Raw genomic sequence first — 14,370 nt, 5'->3', positions numbered from 1 at the left:
AGCATGGTCGATTCGCGCGTTTTCACCTGGGACGTGACCGAGAGCGGTGGGTACGAGACATCGTGGGTCGAGGTCGTCGGCAGGAGCTTCCGGGCCAGGGGGCGGGCTGTCGGGACCGTTCCGGAGCCGTACTGGATCACGTACGAGCTCGAAACCGGCGATGACTACGTGACTCGCCGACTGCGGGTCGGCGCCGAGACCGCGCTGTGGGCGCGCGAGCTCGACCTCCGGCACGACGGTGCCGGGCGGTGGACCGCCAACGGTGAGCCGCTGCCGGACGTCGATGGTGCGCTCGACTGCGACCTGGGGCTTTGCCCGCTTACCAACACCATGCCGACGCTGCGCCACGAGCTGCACCTGATGTCGGGCGAGCAGTCGTTCTTGATGGCCTGGGTTTCGGTGCCCGACCTGGCCGTGCGACCCTCGCGGCAGATCTACACCCACCTCGGGAGAACCGGAGACGCCGCCCGCGTCCGCTACGCGGCGGGCGACTACAACAGCGACCTGGAATTCGATGCGGACGGCTTCGTCGTCGAATACCCGGGAATGGCCCGGCGCCTGTCCGCCCAGGCGGCGAGCGCCGTCGACGGCTCGTGAGTGGTTTTGGTCGCTATGACAGCACAAAGCGCACACGGGGCTGATCCGCTCCGCAACCTGGCGTCGCTGCGAGCCACCCGGTGGTTCACCGACGAGGAAGTCGACGACGCGGATCTGCGCCGGATCCTGGACGCGGCGCGGTGGACCGGTTCGGCGCGCAACAGGCAGCCCTGGCGGTTCCACACCGTCCGCGACGCCGCGACGCGGGACGAGCTGAGTCGCTGCGGCGCCTACGCGGTGCACCTGCGGTCCGCGCCCGTCGTCGTGCTGCTGGCGCTCGATCACGGCTGGGCCGACTCGGAGTTCGACGGCGGCCGGGTCGCGCAGAACCTCATGCTCGCCGCGCACCTGCTCGGGCTGGGGTCGTGCCCGGTCACGTTCTTCCCCGCGGAGAACGCCGAACGCGTCACCGCCATCGCCGGGTGCTCGCCGCCCTGGCAGGTGCGCACCGGCATCGCGCTGGGGCATCCCGCGCCCCGGCCGCCGGGAACCTCGGCGATTCCCACCGGCCGCCACCCGCTCGACGTCCTCTGGACCTCGGACTAGCGCCGCTCACGAGCGTGCCCGCAGGGTCGCCCGCCACGCCACGATCGCGATCGATAGTGCGAACAAGACGCCCACGCCGGAAAGTGCGGAGTTGAGCAGCCGCGCGACGTGCAGGCCGGCGGCGTACCCGGTGCCGGCGAGACAGCTCGCCCACAGCGTCGTCGACGGGATGCTCGCCACGGCGAACCGCCGGTACGGCATGCCCGTCGACGCCGCCAGCCGCGGCGTCAGCACTCGCGCGCCGGACAACCACTGCCCACCCGCCACAGCCGCGAGGCCCAGACGGCGCACCAGGATCGGCACCGGCATCCTGGGCGGAACACCGCTTTGGCGGCCACGCAGATAGCCGAGCTGCGCGCCGAGAACCGCGCCGGTGGCCACGACGAGCATCGTCGGCCCGAGCGGCACGATGCCGTGACGGGCGCACAGCCCGGCCGCGAACAGCACGCTCGTACCGGGCAGCACCAGGCCGACGAGGAAGCCCGCCTCGACGATCAGCACGAGGCAGGCCCCGGTCAGCAACAGGATCGGCGGCACCCCGGCGAGCACCGAGTGCACGAGGTCAAACAACGGGACCCCGGCAGCGGTAGACCCTCGCCGGCGGCAGGTTCGACCAGACCACAGAGGACGTTCGCGTCTCCCGGAACGTGGCCTCCAGCTGCCGCCGGAATGAGCGCGCCTTGTGCGGCAACGCGGTCAGGTACCCGATCGCGCTGAACGTCCCATCCGGACGCAGCGCGCCGGCCACCGAGCGGAGCAGCGCCGCGCGATCCTCCGGCGCAAGCAGCGTCCACGGCAACGAGCTGACGACCGCATCTACGCTGCCCGGCCGGATCCCGGCGCCGGCGAGCACCTCGTCCAGCGCCAGCGCATCGGCCTGCAGCACGCGCACGCCATGCCGGGTTCTCCGCAGATGCGCGGCCAGGCCGGGATCGAGCTCCACCGCGAACTGGCGTCCAGAACCCGCCATCCTGGCCGTGATCGCGTCGGTGATGGAGCCGGTGCCCGGCCCGAGTTCGACGACCGTCGCATCCGGGCGGTCCGGCGCGACGGATGCGGTGAGCGCGGACACCGCACGCCCCGTCGGGGTCAGCGCACCCACGCGCGCCGGGCTCTGCAACGCCGTCCGCACGAACAGGCGGAGATCGTTGCGGTGTTCGATGGCGGTCACTGGTGCACGCTCCTCACTGGCGTCGATGCATCGAGCGTGCCGGGGCGGGCGGGTGTCGACCATCGGCCGATGACCACGGTTCGGAGTGGCGTTCGACCACCCGAGGGGTAGGTTTTTCCCTACCGTGCACGGCGAATCCCGGCGGTAGGGTCGCCTTGATCGAGCCGACGGCACTGGGAATCGGGGGACCGCATGAGCGCGCTGCGGACACGGCTTGCGGCTCCGGAAGTGCTGCTCGCCCTCGCGCTGAAGGGGGTGGCGCTGCTGGCGTTGCTGATCTCCGTCGGCCTCCTCGCGGCGGCGAAGCGCCTGTTCGGCACCGGCGACACCGCTCGCCGCAGCGCGTTGGTCCTGATCCAGGACCTCGCGCGAAACCAGCATGCGTGGTCGGCCCGAGTGCTGGGCAAGCAGGCCGAGGACACGCACGGCCCGCTCCGCTGGGCAGGCGCTTTCGGCATCCTCGCGCCGTTGTGCTTCGGCGCGGTGCTCACCGTCGTCGCCATGCCCGTGCTGTTCGCGGCCGCATCCGATGGCCGCGTGAGCCTGGCCGAGACCGCGGTCCTGGCCGTCCTGGTGGCGTTCGGCTGGTTGCTGGCACACCGGTTCGCGCGCCTGCTGGCCCTGCTGACCGACTGGTTGCTGAGCCCGTCCCAGTTGGCCAGGCGCGTCGCGGAACTGGCGGAGTCGCGTGCGGAAACGGTGGACGCGCGCGCCTCCGAACTGCGGCGGATCGAGCGGGACCTGCACGACGGTGCGCAGGCGCGGCTGGTGGCGCTCCGGATGTCGCTCGGCATGGCGCAGGACTGCTCGGATCCCGCGCAACTGCGGGAATTCCTCGCCGAGGCGTACGAGTCGGCGGGGCAGGCGCTCGACGATCTGCGCACGCTGGTGCGCGGCATCCACCCGCCGGTGCTCGCCGAACGCGGCCTGACCGGCGGGATCGAGGCGGCGGCGTTGCGCTGCCCGGTGCCGGTCCGGGTTTACGCCGAGCTCGCCGGCCGACCCGAAGCGCCCGTCGAATCCGCCTTGTACTTCGCCACCACGGAGTTGCTCGTCAACATCGCCAAGCACAGCGGCGCCAACGGCGCGGTGATCCGGCTGACCGGCGGCGCCGCCAGGATCCGGGTGGTCGTCACCGATGACGGCAGGGGTGGGGCGGAGCTCACCGCAGGCGCCGGACTGCACGGGATCGAACGCAGGCTCGCCGCTTTCGATGGCAAGCTGACGATCAGCAGCCCGAGGGGCGGGCCGAGCGAGTTCACCATGGAGGTGCCGTGCGCGTCGTCCTAGCCGAAGACCTGGCACTGCTGCGGGACGGGCTGACCAGGTTGCTCGAAGCGCACGATTTCCAGGTCGTCGCCGCCGTGGACAACGCGCCGATGCTGCTCGACGCTCTGCGCAGGCACCAGCCGGACGTGGCGGTGGTCGACGTGCGCCTACCACCCACGCAAACCGACGAGGGACTGCGTGCGGCGCTCGACGCGCGTCGCGAGAACCCCGCGCTGCCGATCCTGATCCTCTCGCAGCACGTCGAGCAGCTCTACGCGCGCGAGCTGCTCTCCGATCGCTCCGGCGGGATCGGTTATCTGCTCAAGGACAGGATCGGCGACGTGCGGCACTTCGTCGACGCGGTGCGCCGGGTCGCCGAGGGCGGGACCGCGATGGACCCCGAGGTGATCTCCCAGCTGCTCGCGCGCCCCCGGCGCGACGATCCGGTCGACGCGCTCACGCCCCGCGAGCGCGAGGTGATGGCACTGGTGGCCGAAGGCCTGTCGAACCGGGCGATCTCGCATCGCCTTCACGTGTCGGACAAGGCAGTCAGCAAGCACACCAACAACATCTTCGGCAAGCTCGGGCTGCCGGCCACCGAGGACCACAACCGCCGCGTCCTAGCGGTCCTGGCCTTCCTCCAGTCAGTGTGAACGGTCAGCCGCCGACCAAGACGTCGACGTCGGCAAACGGCACTGCGGATCCGCTGGCGTACTCGGCGTCGAATGCCTCGTCGCCCAGGGATTTCCGGGCGGCGGACTCGATCCGGTCGACGTCCAGGCGTTCCGCGGGCGGGAGCGGCGTGCGGACGGAGTCGCGCGCTGCCGCGGCGGCACCGAGGAGGCGGGCTGCCGCTGTCGCGTTGTCGGCCAGGGCTTCGGCGCCTGCCAGGCCTTCCAGCGTCAGGGCGATCGCCCGGGGGTCGGTGCCCCGGCTGGCGATCCGGTAGGCCGACAGGTGCAGTTCGCGGGCCTGCTCGGCGTTTCCGCGTTCTTCGGCGACGAAGCCGAGTTCGGCCAGGATCAGGGCGTTACCCGGCTCGAACTCCACGCGGCGGTGCCATTCGAGCACCCTGCGCAGGTGCCGCTCCGCCTCGTCGAACCTGCCTTCGCGGCGCGCGCCCAGCGCCAAGCCGGTTTCCGCGTACATCTCCGCCGGGGTGAAGCCGCGCTCGGCGGCCACGCGCATCGCGCGGGTGTGCAGCTCGCGCGCCCGCGCGTAGTCGTGCCTGAGCAGCGCGACGCGGCCCAGCCAGGACGTCTGGTAGGCCACCTCCGCCCACAGGCCGAGGGCTTCCGCGCCGCGCAGCGCCTCGGCGTGATGGCGCTCGGCGCTCGCGTAGTCGCCGGTGATCCCGGCGACCGTGCCGAGCCCGTACGACGCTTGCGCCAGGCCCCAGCTGTCGCCCAGCTCTTGGAAGAGTTCGGCGCTGCGCTCGGCATCCCGCTTCGCCGCAGCCAGGTCGCCGCGCGTCATCTGGTGCGTCGTCCGGTCGCTGAGCGCGACGCCGAGGCCCCAGCGGTCGTCCAGCTCGGCGAACTCCGCCACCAGCTCGTCCACGTCGCGTTCGGTGCTGGAGAGGTCGGCGACGGTGGTCCTCGCGTGGATGAGGAACCACCGCGCGCGGGCGCGGTCCGTGGGATCGGTGATGTTCCGCCACGCGTCGACCTCTTCGACGGGTTCCCCGGTCAGCAGTCCTATCCCGGCGTACCAGGCCGCCGTCTTCGCCCGCGTTTCTCCGCCGCCGCCCGTCGCGAGGGCCGCGGCCAGCGAGCGCTTGGCCTCGCTGAGCCTGCCGCGCAGGAACCAGTACCAGAACAACGCGTTGACCAGCCGCAACGCCACCTCGGTGGAGTGCTGGACGGCGTCGTCCAGCGTCGCCCGCAGGTTCGCCGCCTCCGCGTCGAGCCGCTCCAGCCAGTGCCGTTGTTCGCGGCCGCGCAAGTTCGGGTCCGCTCGCTCCGCCAGCGCCAGGTAGTGCTCGTTGTGCCGCTGGCGGAGGGTCTCGTGCTCGTCGGCCTCTTCCAGCCGCTCCAGGCAGTACGCCGCAACCGATTCCAGCAGGCGATACCGGCGACCTCCGGCGGGTGTTTCGGTCGCGACCACCAGCGACCGGTCCACGAGCCGCGCCAGCAGGTCCAGCACCTCGGTGGGCCGAACGCCGTCACCGGAGCACACCGCTTCGGCACTGTCCAAAGTGCATCCATCGCGATGGATGGCCAGGCGGCGCAACACCGTTCGCTCGGCTGTCGGCAGCAGGCGCCAGCTCCAGTCGATCACCGCCTGCAACGTCCGCTGCCGCTCGGGGGCATCGCGGTGGCCGGACGTGAGCAGTGCGAATCGATCGTCCAGTCTGGACAACAGGGTCTTCGCGCCGAGTGCGCGAACCCGGGTGGCGGCCAGCTCCAGGGCCAGCGGGATGCCGTCCAGCCGGCGGCAGATCGCGGCCACTGATGCGGCGTTGTCGCCGTCGACGTCGAAGCCCGGAGACGCCGCGGCGGCGCGAGCGGTGAACAGCCGCACCGCGCCCGATGCCCGCACGTCGTCGAGCCCGGATCCGGGCGGCGGAACGTCCAGCGGCGGCACCGGGAGCAGCGTCTCGCCCGAGATGCCGAGCGCCTCCCGGCTCGTGGCGAGGATCCGCAACCCGGGCAGCGCCCGCAGCAGGCGCGCGGCCATCCCGGCGGCGCCGATGATCAGGTGCTCGCAGTTGTCGAGGACGAGCAGGATCTCCTTGCCGCGCAACGCATCGACGAGCGGATCGGCGGGTGCGACGGGCGCCGCTCCGGTTTCCTGCACGTCCAGCTCCGCCAGCACGGCGTGCTCCAGCGAGCACGTCGCGTCCCCATCGGCCCGGATGCCGGCCAGCTCGACGAGCCGCACGCCGTCGCGGAACGCCGCGCTGCGGGCCGATTCGATGGCCAGCCGCGTCTTGCCCACCCCGCCGGGCCCGGTCAACGTCACCAGCCGTGACGTGCTCAGCAACGCCTTGACCTGGGCGAACTCCCGGTCGCGGCCGACCAGGTCGGTGACCGGCACCGGCAGGTCGTGCACCGGCGCGGCGGGGGCGGCGAGCGCGGCGTCCTGCGTCAGGACGGCCTGCAGCAGCTCGGCCAGTTCCGGGCTCGGGTCGACGCCCAGCTCGTCGGCCAGCCGCTCCCGCAGGTCCGCCAGGCTCGCCAGCGCCTCGCCCTGCCGTCCGGCGCGGTACAGCGCCCGCACGTGCACCGCGCGCAGCCGCTCGCGCAGCGGATGCGCGCTCACCAGCTCGCCGAGCTCGCCCGCGAGCGCGGCGTGTTCGCCCAGCTCCAGCCGGGTTTCGGCGAACTCCTCCAGCGCGGCGAGGCGTTCTTCGGCCAGCCGCTGGATGGGGGCCTGCGCGAACGGCTCGTCGGCGAACTCGGCGAACGCGCGACCCCGCCACAGCGCCAGCGCGTCGGCCAGCAGCGTCCGGCGTGCCTCCGGGGCGGCGGTCTCGCGGGCCTGCGCGACGAGGCGGCGGAAGCGGTGCGCATCCACCGCGTCCGGCTCGATGACCAGCGCGTACCCGGGGGAGCGGTAGGTCACCAGGCCCCTGCCGATGGCCTTGCGCAGCTGGGAGACCTTCGTCTGCAGCGTGTTCGTCGGGTTGCCGGGCGGCTCGACGCCCCACAGGTCGTCGATCAACCGGTCCGCCGATACCGGCCCGTCGTGCGCGAGCAGCGCCGCGAGCAGGGCACGGACCTTCGCCTCCGGCACCGCGACGGCCTCGCCGTCGGCGGTCCGCACCTCCAGCGGGCCCAGCACTCCGAAACGCACGTCCACAACGTTAGTCCGCGCCCGTGACGGCACCGTTCACGAGACGTGTTTAAACGCGTTGTGAGCCGACACCTTGCGGTGCCGACGTTGGCCCGAGCTTGTTCGGCGCGGGTCTTCCCGTGGCGATACCGGCTGCCCGCGCATTGCGGGTCTTGTGTCGGTTTCCATCGGGCTCGTTTACCGTCGCCCCGCAACTCGGGGAGGACGTCGTGGTCTCAGCAAGCTTGGCGAGGTTGTGGGCCGCGTTGAGGTCACGATCCATGCTCATCCCAGGAGGCTTTGTACTCGACCAGGCGTCGGAGTTCGGCCATGCCGACGCCCCGCCCGGTACGACACCGTCGCCGACCGGATCCGTGCCCTCCCTCGCTCCACGTGGCGAGCGAGCTTGCGAGTGGACTCGTGCGTGCGCACCACCCCGATGCGAGGCAGCTTCACATGCCGCCGGTCGTGGTCGGCGAGACCGAAGCTGCCGGTGGTGAACCGGCATGACAACCCAGCCCGCTTACCCTTGAACCTCGGGAACCCGAGCTTGCGGCCTTTGCGCTTTCCCGTGTTCGAGTCGCCCCAGTTCTTCAGCGCGGTCGCCAGATTGGCCAGGCCAGACGAGTACGTCTCCTTCGAATTTTCCTGCCACCACGGCGCAACCGCATCCTTGGCCTGGTTCCAGTCCTTCCGCAAGCTGTAGGCCGACCAGCTCACAGACGGCGTCAACTCATCCCCGCCCAGGCCGTACGATGCTTCGGCTTTCCGCTGATCACGGTTGGCTTTGATGCGCGCCAGCCCCCAGTTGAACGCGAACCGCTGCGCACCACAATGCGACCGCAATGCCGACTCCTGGTCAGGGTTCGGGTCCAGCGCGAACCGGTAAGCCTGCAACACCGTGCTCATCACCGGGAACAGTACCGGCGGGCACCGACAAGCCCTGAGATCTACCAAACCATCACATCACCCGCATCTTGACACCTTCCATCGAACAGTTCACACCCCCAGCCGACCGTGCGCGGTTCGTGCGCGGCCCCCAGCAGGGTTGATGTCGACGAAAGGGAGCGAGATGACCGACCAGAAAGCAGTGAGCGTCCTCGGGCTCGGTGACATGGGCGCGGCGCTGGCCGAGGCGCTGCTCGCCGCCGGTCACCGGGTGACCGTGTGGAACCGCACCGCGGCCAAGGCCGATCCGTTGGTGGCCAAGGGCGCCGTCCGCGCGGACACGGCCGCCGACGCGGTTCTCGCGAGCCGGCTGGTGATCGTCTGCCTGCTGGACTACGACTCGGTCGGCCAGGTGCTGGCCCCGCACACCGACGTGCTGGCCGGGCGCACACTGGTCAACCTGACCAACGGCACCCCGGGCCAGGCACGCGAGATGGCCGCCTGGGCCGCTGATCACGGTGCCGACTACCTCGATGGCGGCATCATGGCCGTCCCGCCGATGATCGCCACACCGGCGGCGTTCGTGCTCTACAGCGGGCCGAGCGGGACCTTCGACGCCGCGCGGCCGGTGCTGGACGCCTTCGGCGAGAGCAACTACCTCGGCGACGATCCGGGCTCCGCCGCGCTGCAAGACCTCGCCCTGCTCAGCGGCATGTACGGGATGATCAGCGGCGCCCTGCACGCCTTCGCCCTGGTGCGTTCGGCAGGCGCGTCGGCGCGCGAGTTCGCGCCGCTGCTGAACCGGTGGCTGCAGACCATGAGCGGGTGGCCGCTCGGCGCGGCCGAGCAGATCGACTCGGGCGACTACGGCAAGGACGTCGTCTCCAACCTCGGCATGCAGGAAGCCGCGTACGTCAACCACTTCACGGCCGCCGACGAGGCGGGCATCAGCGCCGAACTCCTCGCGCCGCTGCACGCCCTGATGCAGCGCCGCGTCGCCGGCGGTCACGCCCACGAAGACCTCACCGGCGTCATCGAACTCCTCAAGAAGTGACGATCTCCTTGGAACACAACATGAATCAGCACGTCACCCTGATCGGTCTGGGGCCGATGGGGCAGGCGATGGTCAGGGCGTTGCTCGACGGCGGGCATCCGGTGACGGTGTGGAACCGGACGGCGAGCCGTGCGGACGATGTGGTCGCGCGCGGTGCCGTGCGCGCCGCAACTCCTGCCGAGGCTGTCGCGGCCGGTGAGCTGGTGATCCTGAGCCTGACCGACTACCAGGCGATGTACGACATCCTGGGTCCGGTCGAGGACCTGGGCGGCAAGGTGATCGTCAACCTCAGCTCGGACACCCCGGACAAGTCCCGCGAGGCGGCGCAGTGGGTTCGGCAGCGCGGCGGCGCTTTCCTCACCGGCGGCGTGCTGGCCTCCGCGGAGATCGTCGGCACCGAGGCGGCCAAGGTGTTCTACAGCGGGCCGGCGGAACTCCTGGAGGCCCACGAGCAGACGTTGCGGCTGATCGGGAAACCGCACCACGTGGGCGAGGATCCCGGCCTGGCGCAGCTGTTCTACCTGGCGCACATCGATCTCTTCCTGGTGAGCCTGGCGGCGTACCTGCACGCCACCGCGCTGGTGGGCTCGGCCGGGGTGTCCGCGCAGGACTTCCTGCCCTGGGCGGTGGAGAACCTGAACACCAACTCGTTCCTGCTGCCGTCCGCCGCCGAGCAGATCGACCGCGGGGAGCACCCCGGAGACCTGGGGACCGCCCGGATGATGGGGGCGAGCGCCGATCACCTGCTGGCCGCCAGCGAGGCCGTGGGCATCGACCTCGAACTCCCGCGCGCCATCAAGGCGCATTACGACCGGGCCATCGCCGCCGGGAAGGGCGGCGACAGCTGGACCCGGCTCATCGACGGGATCCGCCGACCCGCGTGATCCCTTCGCAACATCCCAACGAAATCTCCTCGGAGCACAACATGAATGAGCACGTCACCCTGATCGGATTGGGTCCGATGGGGCAGGCGATGGTAGGGGCCCTGCTCGATGGCGGGCATCCGGTGACGGTGTGGAACCGGACGGCGAGCCGTGCGGACGACGTGGTCGCGCGCGGTGCCGTGCGCGCCGCCACCCCCGCCGAAGCCGTGGGGGCCGGCGACATAGTGATCCTGAGCCTCACCGACTACCAGGCGATGTACGACATCCTGGGGCCGGTCGAGGACCTGGGCGGCAAAGTGATCGTCAACCTCAGCTCGGACACCCCGGAGAAGACCCGCGAGGCGGCTGCGTGGGCCGAGCAGCGCGGTGCCCGATTCCTCACCGGCGGCGTCATGGTGCCCGCCCCGGTGGTCGGCACCGAAGCGTCCTACGTGTACTACAGCGGGCCGAAGGACGTCTACGACGCGCACGAGAAGACGTTGCGGCGCATCGGGGAAGCCCACTACATGGGCGATGATCCCGGCCTGGCGCAGCTGTTCTACCAGGCCAACCTGGACGTCTTCCTGACCGCGTTGTCGGCCTTCATGCACGGCGCCGCGCTGCTCGGCTCGGCGGGCGTGCCGGCGAAGGAGTTCGCGCCGTGGGCGGCGAAGGTGCTCCAGCTCGCCGCCCACTTCCTGCCGGAATCCGCCGAGCAGGTCGACAGCGGCGAGCACCCCGGCCACCTGAGCACCGCCAAGATGATGGGCGCGACCGCCGACCACATCCTGGCCGCCAGCGAGGCCGCGGGCATCGATCTCGACCTGCCGCGCGCGATCAAGGCGCATTACGACCGGGCCATCGCCGCCGGGAAGGGCGGCGACAACTGGACCAGCCTCATCGACGGCATCCGGAATCCCCAGTAGCGGCAATGCGAAAGGCCGGTGGTCGCGCCCACCGGCCTTTCGCTCGCAGTGGCTTCAGGGGGTGAAGAAGTTGGCCACCACGGCCTGGTTCTCCGACACCCACTTCCGCGCCGCGTCGTCCTCCTTGCCCTTCTCGGCGCTGTTGATCGTGTTCTCCAGCGACGCCAGCTGAGCGTCGTCCAGCTTGAACTTCTTGACCATCTCGGTGACCTCGGGGAAGTCCCGGCTGAAGTTCTGGCGGCCGATCGCGTGGATCTGCTCCGCCTGGCCCATCGCGCCCAGCGGGTCCTGCAGGTCCTTGATCGGGTACCGGGCGTAGGCCCAGTGCGGGTGCCACAGCGTGACCACGATCGGCTTCTGGTCCTTGGTGGCCTTCTCCAGGGCCGCCAGCATCGCCGTCGTCGACGAGGTCTGCAGGGTGTACTCACCGCCGAGGCCGTAGGCCGGGATCGCGTTGTCCTTGGTGATGCGGGTCAACCCGGCGCCCGGGTCGATGCCGGTGATCACGCCGCCGAACTCCGGGCCGCGGCCCTTGAGGTCGGCGATCGAGTTCAAGTCGGTCATGTACTTGGGCACCGCGATGTTCAGCGTCGCCTGGTCGTACCAGACGTTGAGGTCCTCCAGCTGCGGGCCGTACTGCTTCCAGTAGTCGGCGTGCGTCTGCGGCAGCCAGCCGTCCAGGAACAGGTCGATGTTGCCCTGCGCGAGCCCGGCGTACATCGGCCCGGCCTCCAGCTCCTGGGCGTTGACCTTGTAGCCCTTCTGCTCCAGGAGAACCTTGTACAGGTGGGTGACGGCGATGTCCTCGTCCCACGCGATGAAGCCGATGTTGATCGCCTTCGCCTGCTGGCCGGTCTGCGCTTCGCGGCCGCCGCACCCCGCGACGACCAGCACCAGGGCGGCCAGCGCGGCGAGGAGAGCGAACAGCTTTCGGGATCTTCTTCCGGTCGACATTCGTGCCCTGCCTTTCTGCGACAACTGCGCCGGAGGCGGGCCGCCTCACTTTGCTTTGGCCGCCGCCCGGTGCTCCGCCCGCGCCACCGGCGAGCGGTCCGACAGCACCGCGGTGATCCGGTCCAGGTAGACCGCGAGGATCACCACCGACAGGCCGGCCTCGAAGCCCAGGCTCAGCTGGACCCGGGTGACCGCCTGGTAGATGTCGGTGCCCAGGCCCTGGGCGCCGACCATGCCCGCGATGACCACCATCGACAGCGACAGCATGATCACCTGGTTGATGCCCGCCATGATCGACGGCATCGCGAGCGGCAGCTGGATGCCGGTGAGGATCTTGCGCTCGGGCGCGCCGAACGCCTCTCCGGCCTCGACGACCTCCTTGTCCACCTGCCGGATGCCCAGCTCGGTGAGCCGGACGCCCGGCGGCAGCGCGAACACCACGGTCGCCACCACGCCCGGCGTCGTCCCGATGTTGAAGAACAGGATCGCCGGGATCAGGTAGACGAAGGCGGGCATGGTCTGCATCAGGTCCAGCACCGGCCGCACGACCATGCTGACCCGCGCGCTGCGCGCCGCGAGGATGCCGACCGGGATGCCGATCAGCACGGCGATGACGCTGGCCACCAGCACCAGCGACAGGGTCTGCATCGCGGCGGTGAACTCCCGCATGCTCGCGATCAGGCCGAAGCCGATCAGGCTGAACAGCGCGAACCGCCAGCTGCGCAGCCACAGCGCCAGCGCGCTGAACACCAGCACCATGGCCAGCTCGGGCAGGAAGGTCAGCGCGTAGGTCAGGCCGTTGACGGCCGAGACGACCACCAGCGTGATGAAGTCGAACACCGGGCCGATGTTGTTGTTCAGCCAGTCGACCAGGGCCGTGAACATGTCGCCGATGGGGATTCGCGGCAGCTCGAACTCGGCCGCGAGCCGGAGTGCCTCAGACATCGGACGCCTCCTCGATCGCTGGCCCGGCGCCGGGCGCCCTGACCTCGCGGCACAGGGCCTCGAACACCGCGGCCGGGGTGACCACGCCGATCACCCGCTGCTGCTCGTCGACCACCGGGATCGGTGCCGCGCGGGCGCTCATCCGCGCGAACAGGTCCTTCATCGGGGTGTCGGCGGGCACCGGTTCCCCGTCGGGCGGCGTGGTGCCCGGCGGCTCGGCGATGGATGCCGCGGTGAGCACCCGGCTGCGGTCGACGTCCTTGACGAACGTGGCGACGTAGTCGTCCGCGGGCTCGTTGAGGATCTGCTCGGCGGTGCCGATCTGCACGATCCGGCCCGCCTGCATCATCGCGATGCGGTCGCCGAGGCGCATCGCCTCGTTCAGGTCGTGGGTGATGAAGATGATGGTCTTGCCGAGCTTGGCGTTGAGGTTGAGCAGCTGGTCCTGCATCTCCCGCTTGATCAGCGGGTCCAGCGCGCTGAACGCCTCGTCCATCAGCAGCACGTCGGTCTGCGCCGCCAGGGCGCGGGCGAGCCCGACGCGTTGCCGCATGCCGCCGGAGAGCTGCTGCGGGTAGCGCTCCTCCCAGCCCTCCAGACCCACCAGGTCGAGCGCTTCGCGCGCCTGTTCGGCGATCTCGGTCTTGCTCACGCCTCGGATCTGCAACCCGTAGCCCGCGTTGTCCAGCACCGTGCGGTGCGGGAACAGGGCGAAGTGCTGGAAGACCATGCTCATCTTCTGCTGCCGCATCGCGCGCAGCGCCGCGGCGGACATCCCGGTGATGTCCTCGTCGTCGACGAGGACGCTGCCCGAGGTGGGCGTGAGCAGCCCGTTGAGCATCCGGATCAGCGTCGACTTGCCGGAGCCGGACAGCCCCATGACGACGAAGGTCTCGCCCTCCTTGACGTCGAACGACGCGTCCACCACCGCGGCGGTGGCGCCCGCCGCCTTGATCTCCTCCTGGTCGGCTCCCGCCTCCAGGCGGCGAACGAGCTCCGTCGGTTGCGGCCCGAAGATCTTGTAGAGCCGTTCCACGCGTACCGATGTCACCGATCGCCTCCACTGCTTCGCCGGTGCCGGGAGCTCCGCCCGGGCGCCGGGGGCCGCGTGAATCGCCGGATCCGGCCGATCAATTCAGGCGGGCCGCGGATTCGCGTTCGAGTCCTTTCGTGCGGGCATTGATCATACGTAGCGAGTTGGGCTTGTCCAGTCATTCGGGCGCGGAACTGATCGCGGTACGGGCGTTCTTTTTCGAGTTCGAGGCCGGATGGCTGGGTATTCTTCAGTGCTCTGACGTGCGAATATTCAACTTTTCCAACTGAATGATCCCACCTTGTCGCCGTCGTTGCGAAGCGGCGGTTTCAAATGATCAAGGTGGG

Annotated in this window: 14 protein-coding genes; 7 read left to right on the top strand and 7 right to left on the bottom strand. The window is 70.4% G+C overall.

What is annotated here, in order from left to right:
* Positions 1-3: 3 nt before the first annotated feature.
* Entirely contained in the window at positions 4-597 is a 594-nt protein-coding gene (locus ACWEV3_RS12105; RefSeq protein ID WP_452613873.1) for a putative glycolipid-binding domain-containing protein, read from the top strand.
* 15 nt (positions 598-612) lie between these two features.
* Positions 613-1,143, top strand: coding sequence for a nitroreductase family protein (locus ACWEV3_RS12100; RefSeq protein ID WP_452613872.1), 531 nt, complete (start codon positions 613-615; stop codon positions 1,141-1,143).
* Positions 1,144-1,149: 6 nt separating this feature from the next.
* On the opposite strand, the gene ACWEV3_RS12095 is transcribed toward ACWEV3_RS12100, so the two are convergent.
* Positions 1,150-1,713, bottom strand: a complete 564-nt coding sequence (locus ACWEV3_RS12095) for a DedA family protein (protein ID WP_452613871.1) — start codon at positions 1,711-1,713, stop codon at positions 1,150-1,152.
* Positions 1,706-2,314, bottom strand: a complete 609-nt coding sequence (locus ACWEV3_RS12090; protein WP_452613870.1) for a class I SAM-dependent methyltransferase — start codon at positions 2,312-2,314, stop codon at positions 1,706-1,708. Before ACWEV3_RS12090 ends, ACWEV3_RS12095 begins: the two co-directional genes overlap by 8 nt.
* A 192-nt stretch (positions 2,315-2,506) precedes the next feature.
* Here ACWEV3_RS12090 and ACWEV3_RS12085 point away from each other — a divergent pair, with 192 nt between their 5' ends.
* Together ACWEV3_RS12085 and ACWEV3_RS12080 are read left to right on the top strand one after the other, a co-directional pair.
* A complete protein-coding gene (locus ACWEV3_RS12085; RefSeq protein ID WP_452613869.1) occupies positions 2,507-3,604 on the top strand; it encodes a sensor histidine kinase in 1,098 nt (365 codons plus the stop codon).
* Positions 3,589-4,236, top strand: coding sequence for a LuxR C-terminal-related transcriptional regulator (locus ACWEV3_RS12080; protein ID WP_452613868.1), 648 nt, complete (start codon positions 3,589-3,591; stop codon positions 4,234-4,236). Before ACWEV3_RS12085 ends, ACWEV3_RS12080 begins: the two co-directional genes overlap by 16 nt.
* Before the next feature lie 4 nt (positions 4,237-4,240).
* On the opposite strand, the gene ACWEV3_RS12075 is transcribed toward ACWEV3_RS12080, so the two are convergent.
* A complete protein-coding gene (locus ACWEV3_RS12075) occupies positions 4,241-7,381 on the bottom strand; it encodes a BTAD domain-containing putative transcriptional regulator (protein WP_452613867.1) in 3,141 nt (1,046 codons plus the stop codon).
* A gap of 264 nt (positions 7,382-7,645) precedes the next feature.
* The gene (locus ACWEV3_RS12070) at positions 7,646-8,269 is read right to left on the bottom strand and encodes a helix-turn-helix domain-containing protein (protein ID WP_452613866.1); all 624 of its coding nucleotides are present in this window, start codon (positions 8,267-8,269) and stop codon (positions 7,646-7,648) included.
* 163 nt (positions 8,270-8,432) lie between these two features.
* Here ACWEV3_RS12070 and ACWEV3_RS12065 point away from each other — a divergent pair, with 163 nt between their 5' ends.
* Genes ACWEV3_RS12065 through ACWEV3_RS12055 form a run of 3 tightly spaced genes read left to right on the top strand, consistent with a single transcriptional unit; the run spans position 8,433 to position 11,091 of the window.
* Positions 8,433-9,302 carry an NAD(P)-dependent oxidoreductase gene (locus ACWEV3_RS12065; RefSeq protein WP_452613865.1) on the top strand — a complete coding sequence of 290 codons (870 nt, stop codon included), beginning with the start codon at positions 8,433-8,435 and terminating at the stop codon, positions 9,300-9,302.
* Between the two features lie 20 nt (positions 9,303-9,322).
* Positions 9,323-10,186, top strand: a complete 864-nt coding sequence (locus tag ACWEV3_RS12060) for an NAD(P)-dependent oxidoreductase (protein ID WP_452613864.1) — start codon at positions 9,323-9,325, stop codon at positions 10,184-10,186.
* 41 nt (positions 10,187-10,227) lie between these two features.
* The gene (locus tag ACWEV3_RS12055) at positions 10,228-11,091 is read left to right on the top strand and encodes an NAD(P)-dependent oxidoreductase (RefSeq protein WP_452613863.1); all 864 of its coding nucleotides are present in this window, start codon (positions 10,228-10,230) and stop codon (positions 11,089-11,091) included.
* Between the two features lie 54 nt (positions 11,092-11,145).
* Here the strand turns inward: ACWEV3_RS12055 and ACWEV3_RS12050 are convergent, their stop codons facing one another.
* From ACWEV3_RS12050 to ACWEV3_RS12040, 3 genes are read right to left on the bottom strand one after another with little or no spacing between them, the layout of a single operon-like run.
* Positions 11,146-12,045 (bottom strand): glycine betaine ABC transporter substrate-binding protein, encoded by a 900-nt coding sequence (locus tag ACWEV3_RS12050; RefSeq protein WP_452613862.1) that lies wholly within the window; start codon positions 12,043-12,045, stop codon positions 11,146-11,148.
* Positions 12,046-12,090: 45 nt separating this feature from the next.
* Positions 12,091-12,990, bottom strand: a complete 900-nt coding sequence (locus tag ACWEV3_RS12045; protein WP_452613861.1) for an ABC transporter permease — start codon at positions 12,988-12,990, stop codon at positions 12,091-12,093.
* The gene (locus ACWEV3_RS12040) at positions 12,983-14,041 is read right to left on the bottom strand and encodes a quaternary amine ABC transporter ATP-binding protein (protein ID WP_452613860.1); all 1,059 of its coding nucleotides are present in this window, start codon (positions 14,039-14,041) and stop codon (positions 12,983-12,985) included. Before ACWEV3_RS12040 ends, ACWEV3_RS12045 begins: the two co-directional genes overlap by 8 nt.
* Positions 14,042-14,370 lie beyond the last annotated feature (329 nt).

It is taken from the genome of Saccharopolyspora sp. NPDC003752, from assembly GCF_053605825.1.
This window is presented reverse-complemented; position numbering and strand designations above follow the sequence as displayed.

What these genes read in the sequence shown, in the direction of transcription:
- ACWEV3_RS12050 (WP_452613862.1), bottom strand. Translation starts at nt 12,045, where the DNA reads ATGTCGACCGGAAGAAGATCCCGAAAGCTGTTCGCTCTCCTCGCCGCG.
- ACWEV3_RS12085 (WP_452613869.1), top strand. Translation starts at nt 2,507, where the DNA reads ATGAGCGCGCTGCGGACACGGCTTGCGGCTCCGGAAGTGCTGCTCGCC.
- ACWEV3_RS12100 (WP_452613872.1), top strand. Translation starts at nt 613, where the DNA reads ATGACAGCACAAAGCGCACACGGGGCTGATCCGCTCCGCAACCTGGCG.
- ACWEV3_RS12055 (WP_452613863.1), top strand. Translation starts at nt 10,228, where the DNA reads ATGAATGAGCACGTCACCCTGATCGGATTGGGTCCGATGGGGCAGGCG.
- ACWEV3_RS12105 (WP_452613873.1), top strand. Translation starts at nt 4, where the DNA reads ATGGTCGATTCGCGCGTTTTCACCTGGGACGTGACCGAGAGCGGTGGG.
- ACWEV3_RS12070 (WP_452613866.1), bottom strand. Translation starts at nt 8,269, where the DNA reads ATGAGCACGGTGTTGCAGGCTTACCGGTTCGCGCTGGACCCGAACCCT.
- ACWEV3_RS12045 (WP_452613861.1), bottom strand. Translation starts at nt 12,990, where the DNA reads ATGTCTGAGGCACTCCGGCTCGCGGCCGAGTTCGAGCTGCCGCGAATC.
- ACWEV3_RS12060 (WP_452613864.1), top strand. Translation starts at nt 9,323, where the DNA reads ATGAATCAGCACGTCACCCTGATCGGTCTGGGGCCGATGGGGCAGGCG.
- ACWEV3_RS12065 (WP_452613865.1), top strand. Translation starts at nt 8,433, where the DNA reads ATGACCGACCAGAAAGCAGTGAGCGTCCTCGGGCTCGGTGACATGGGC.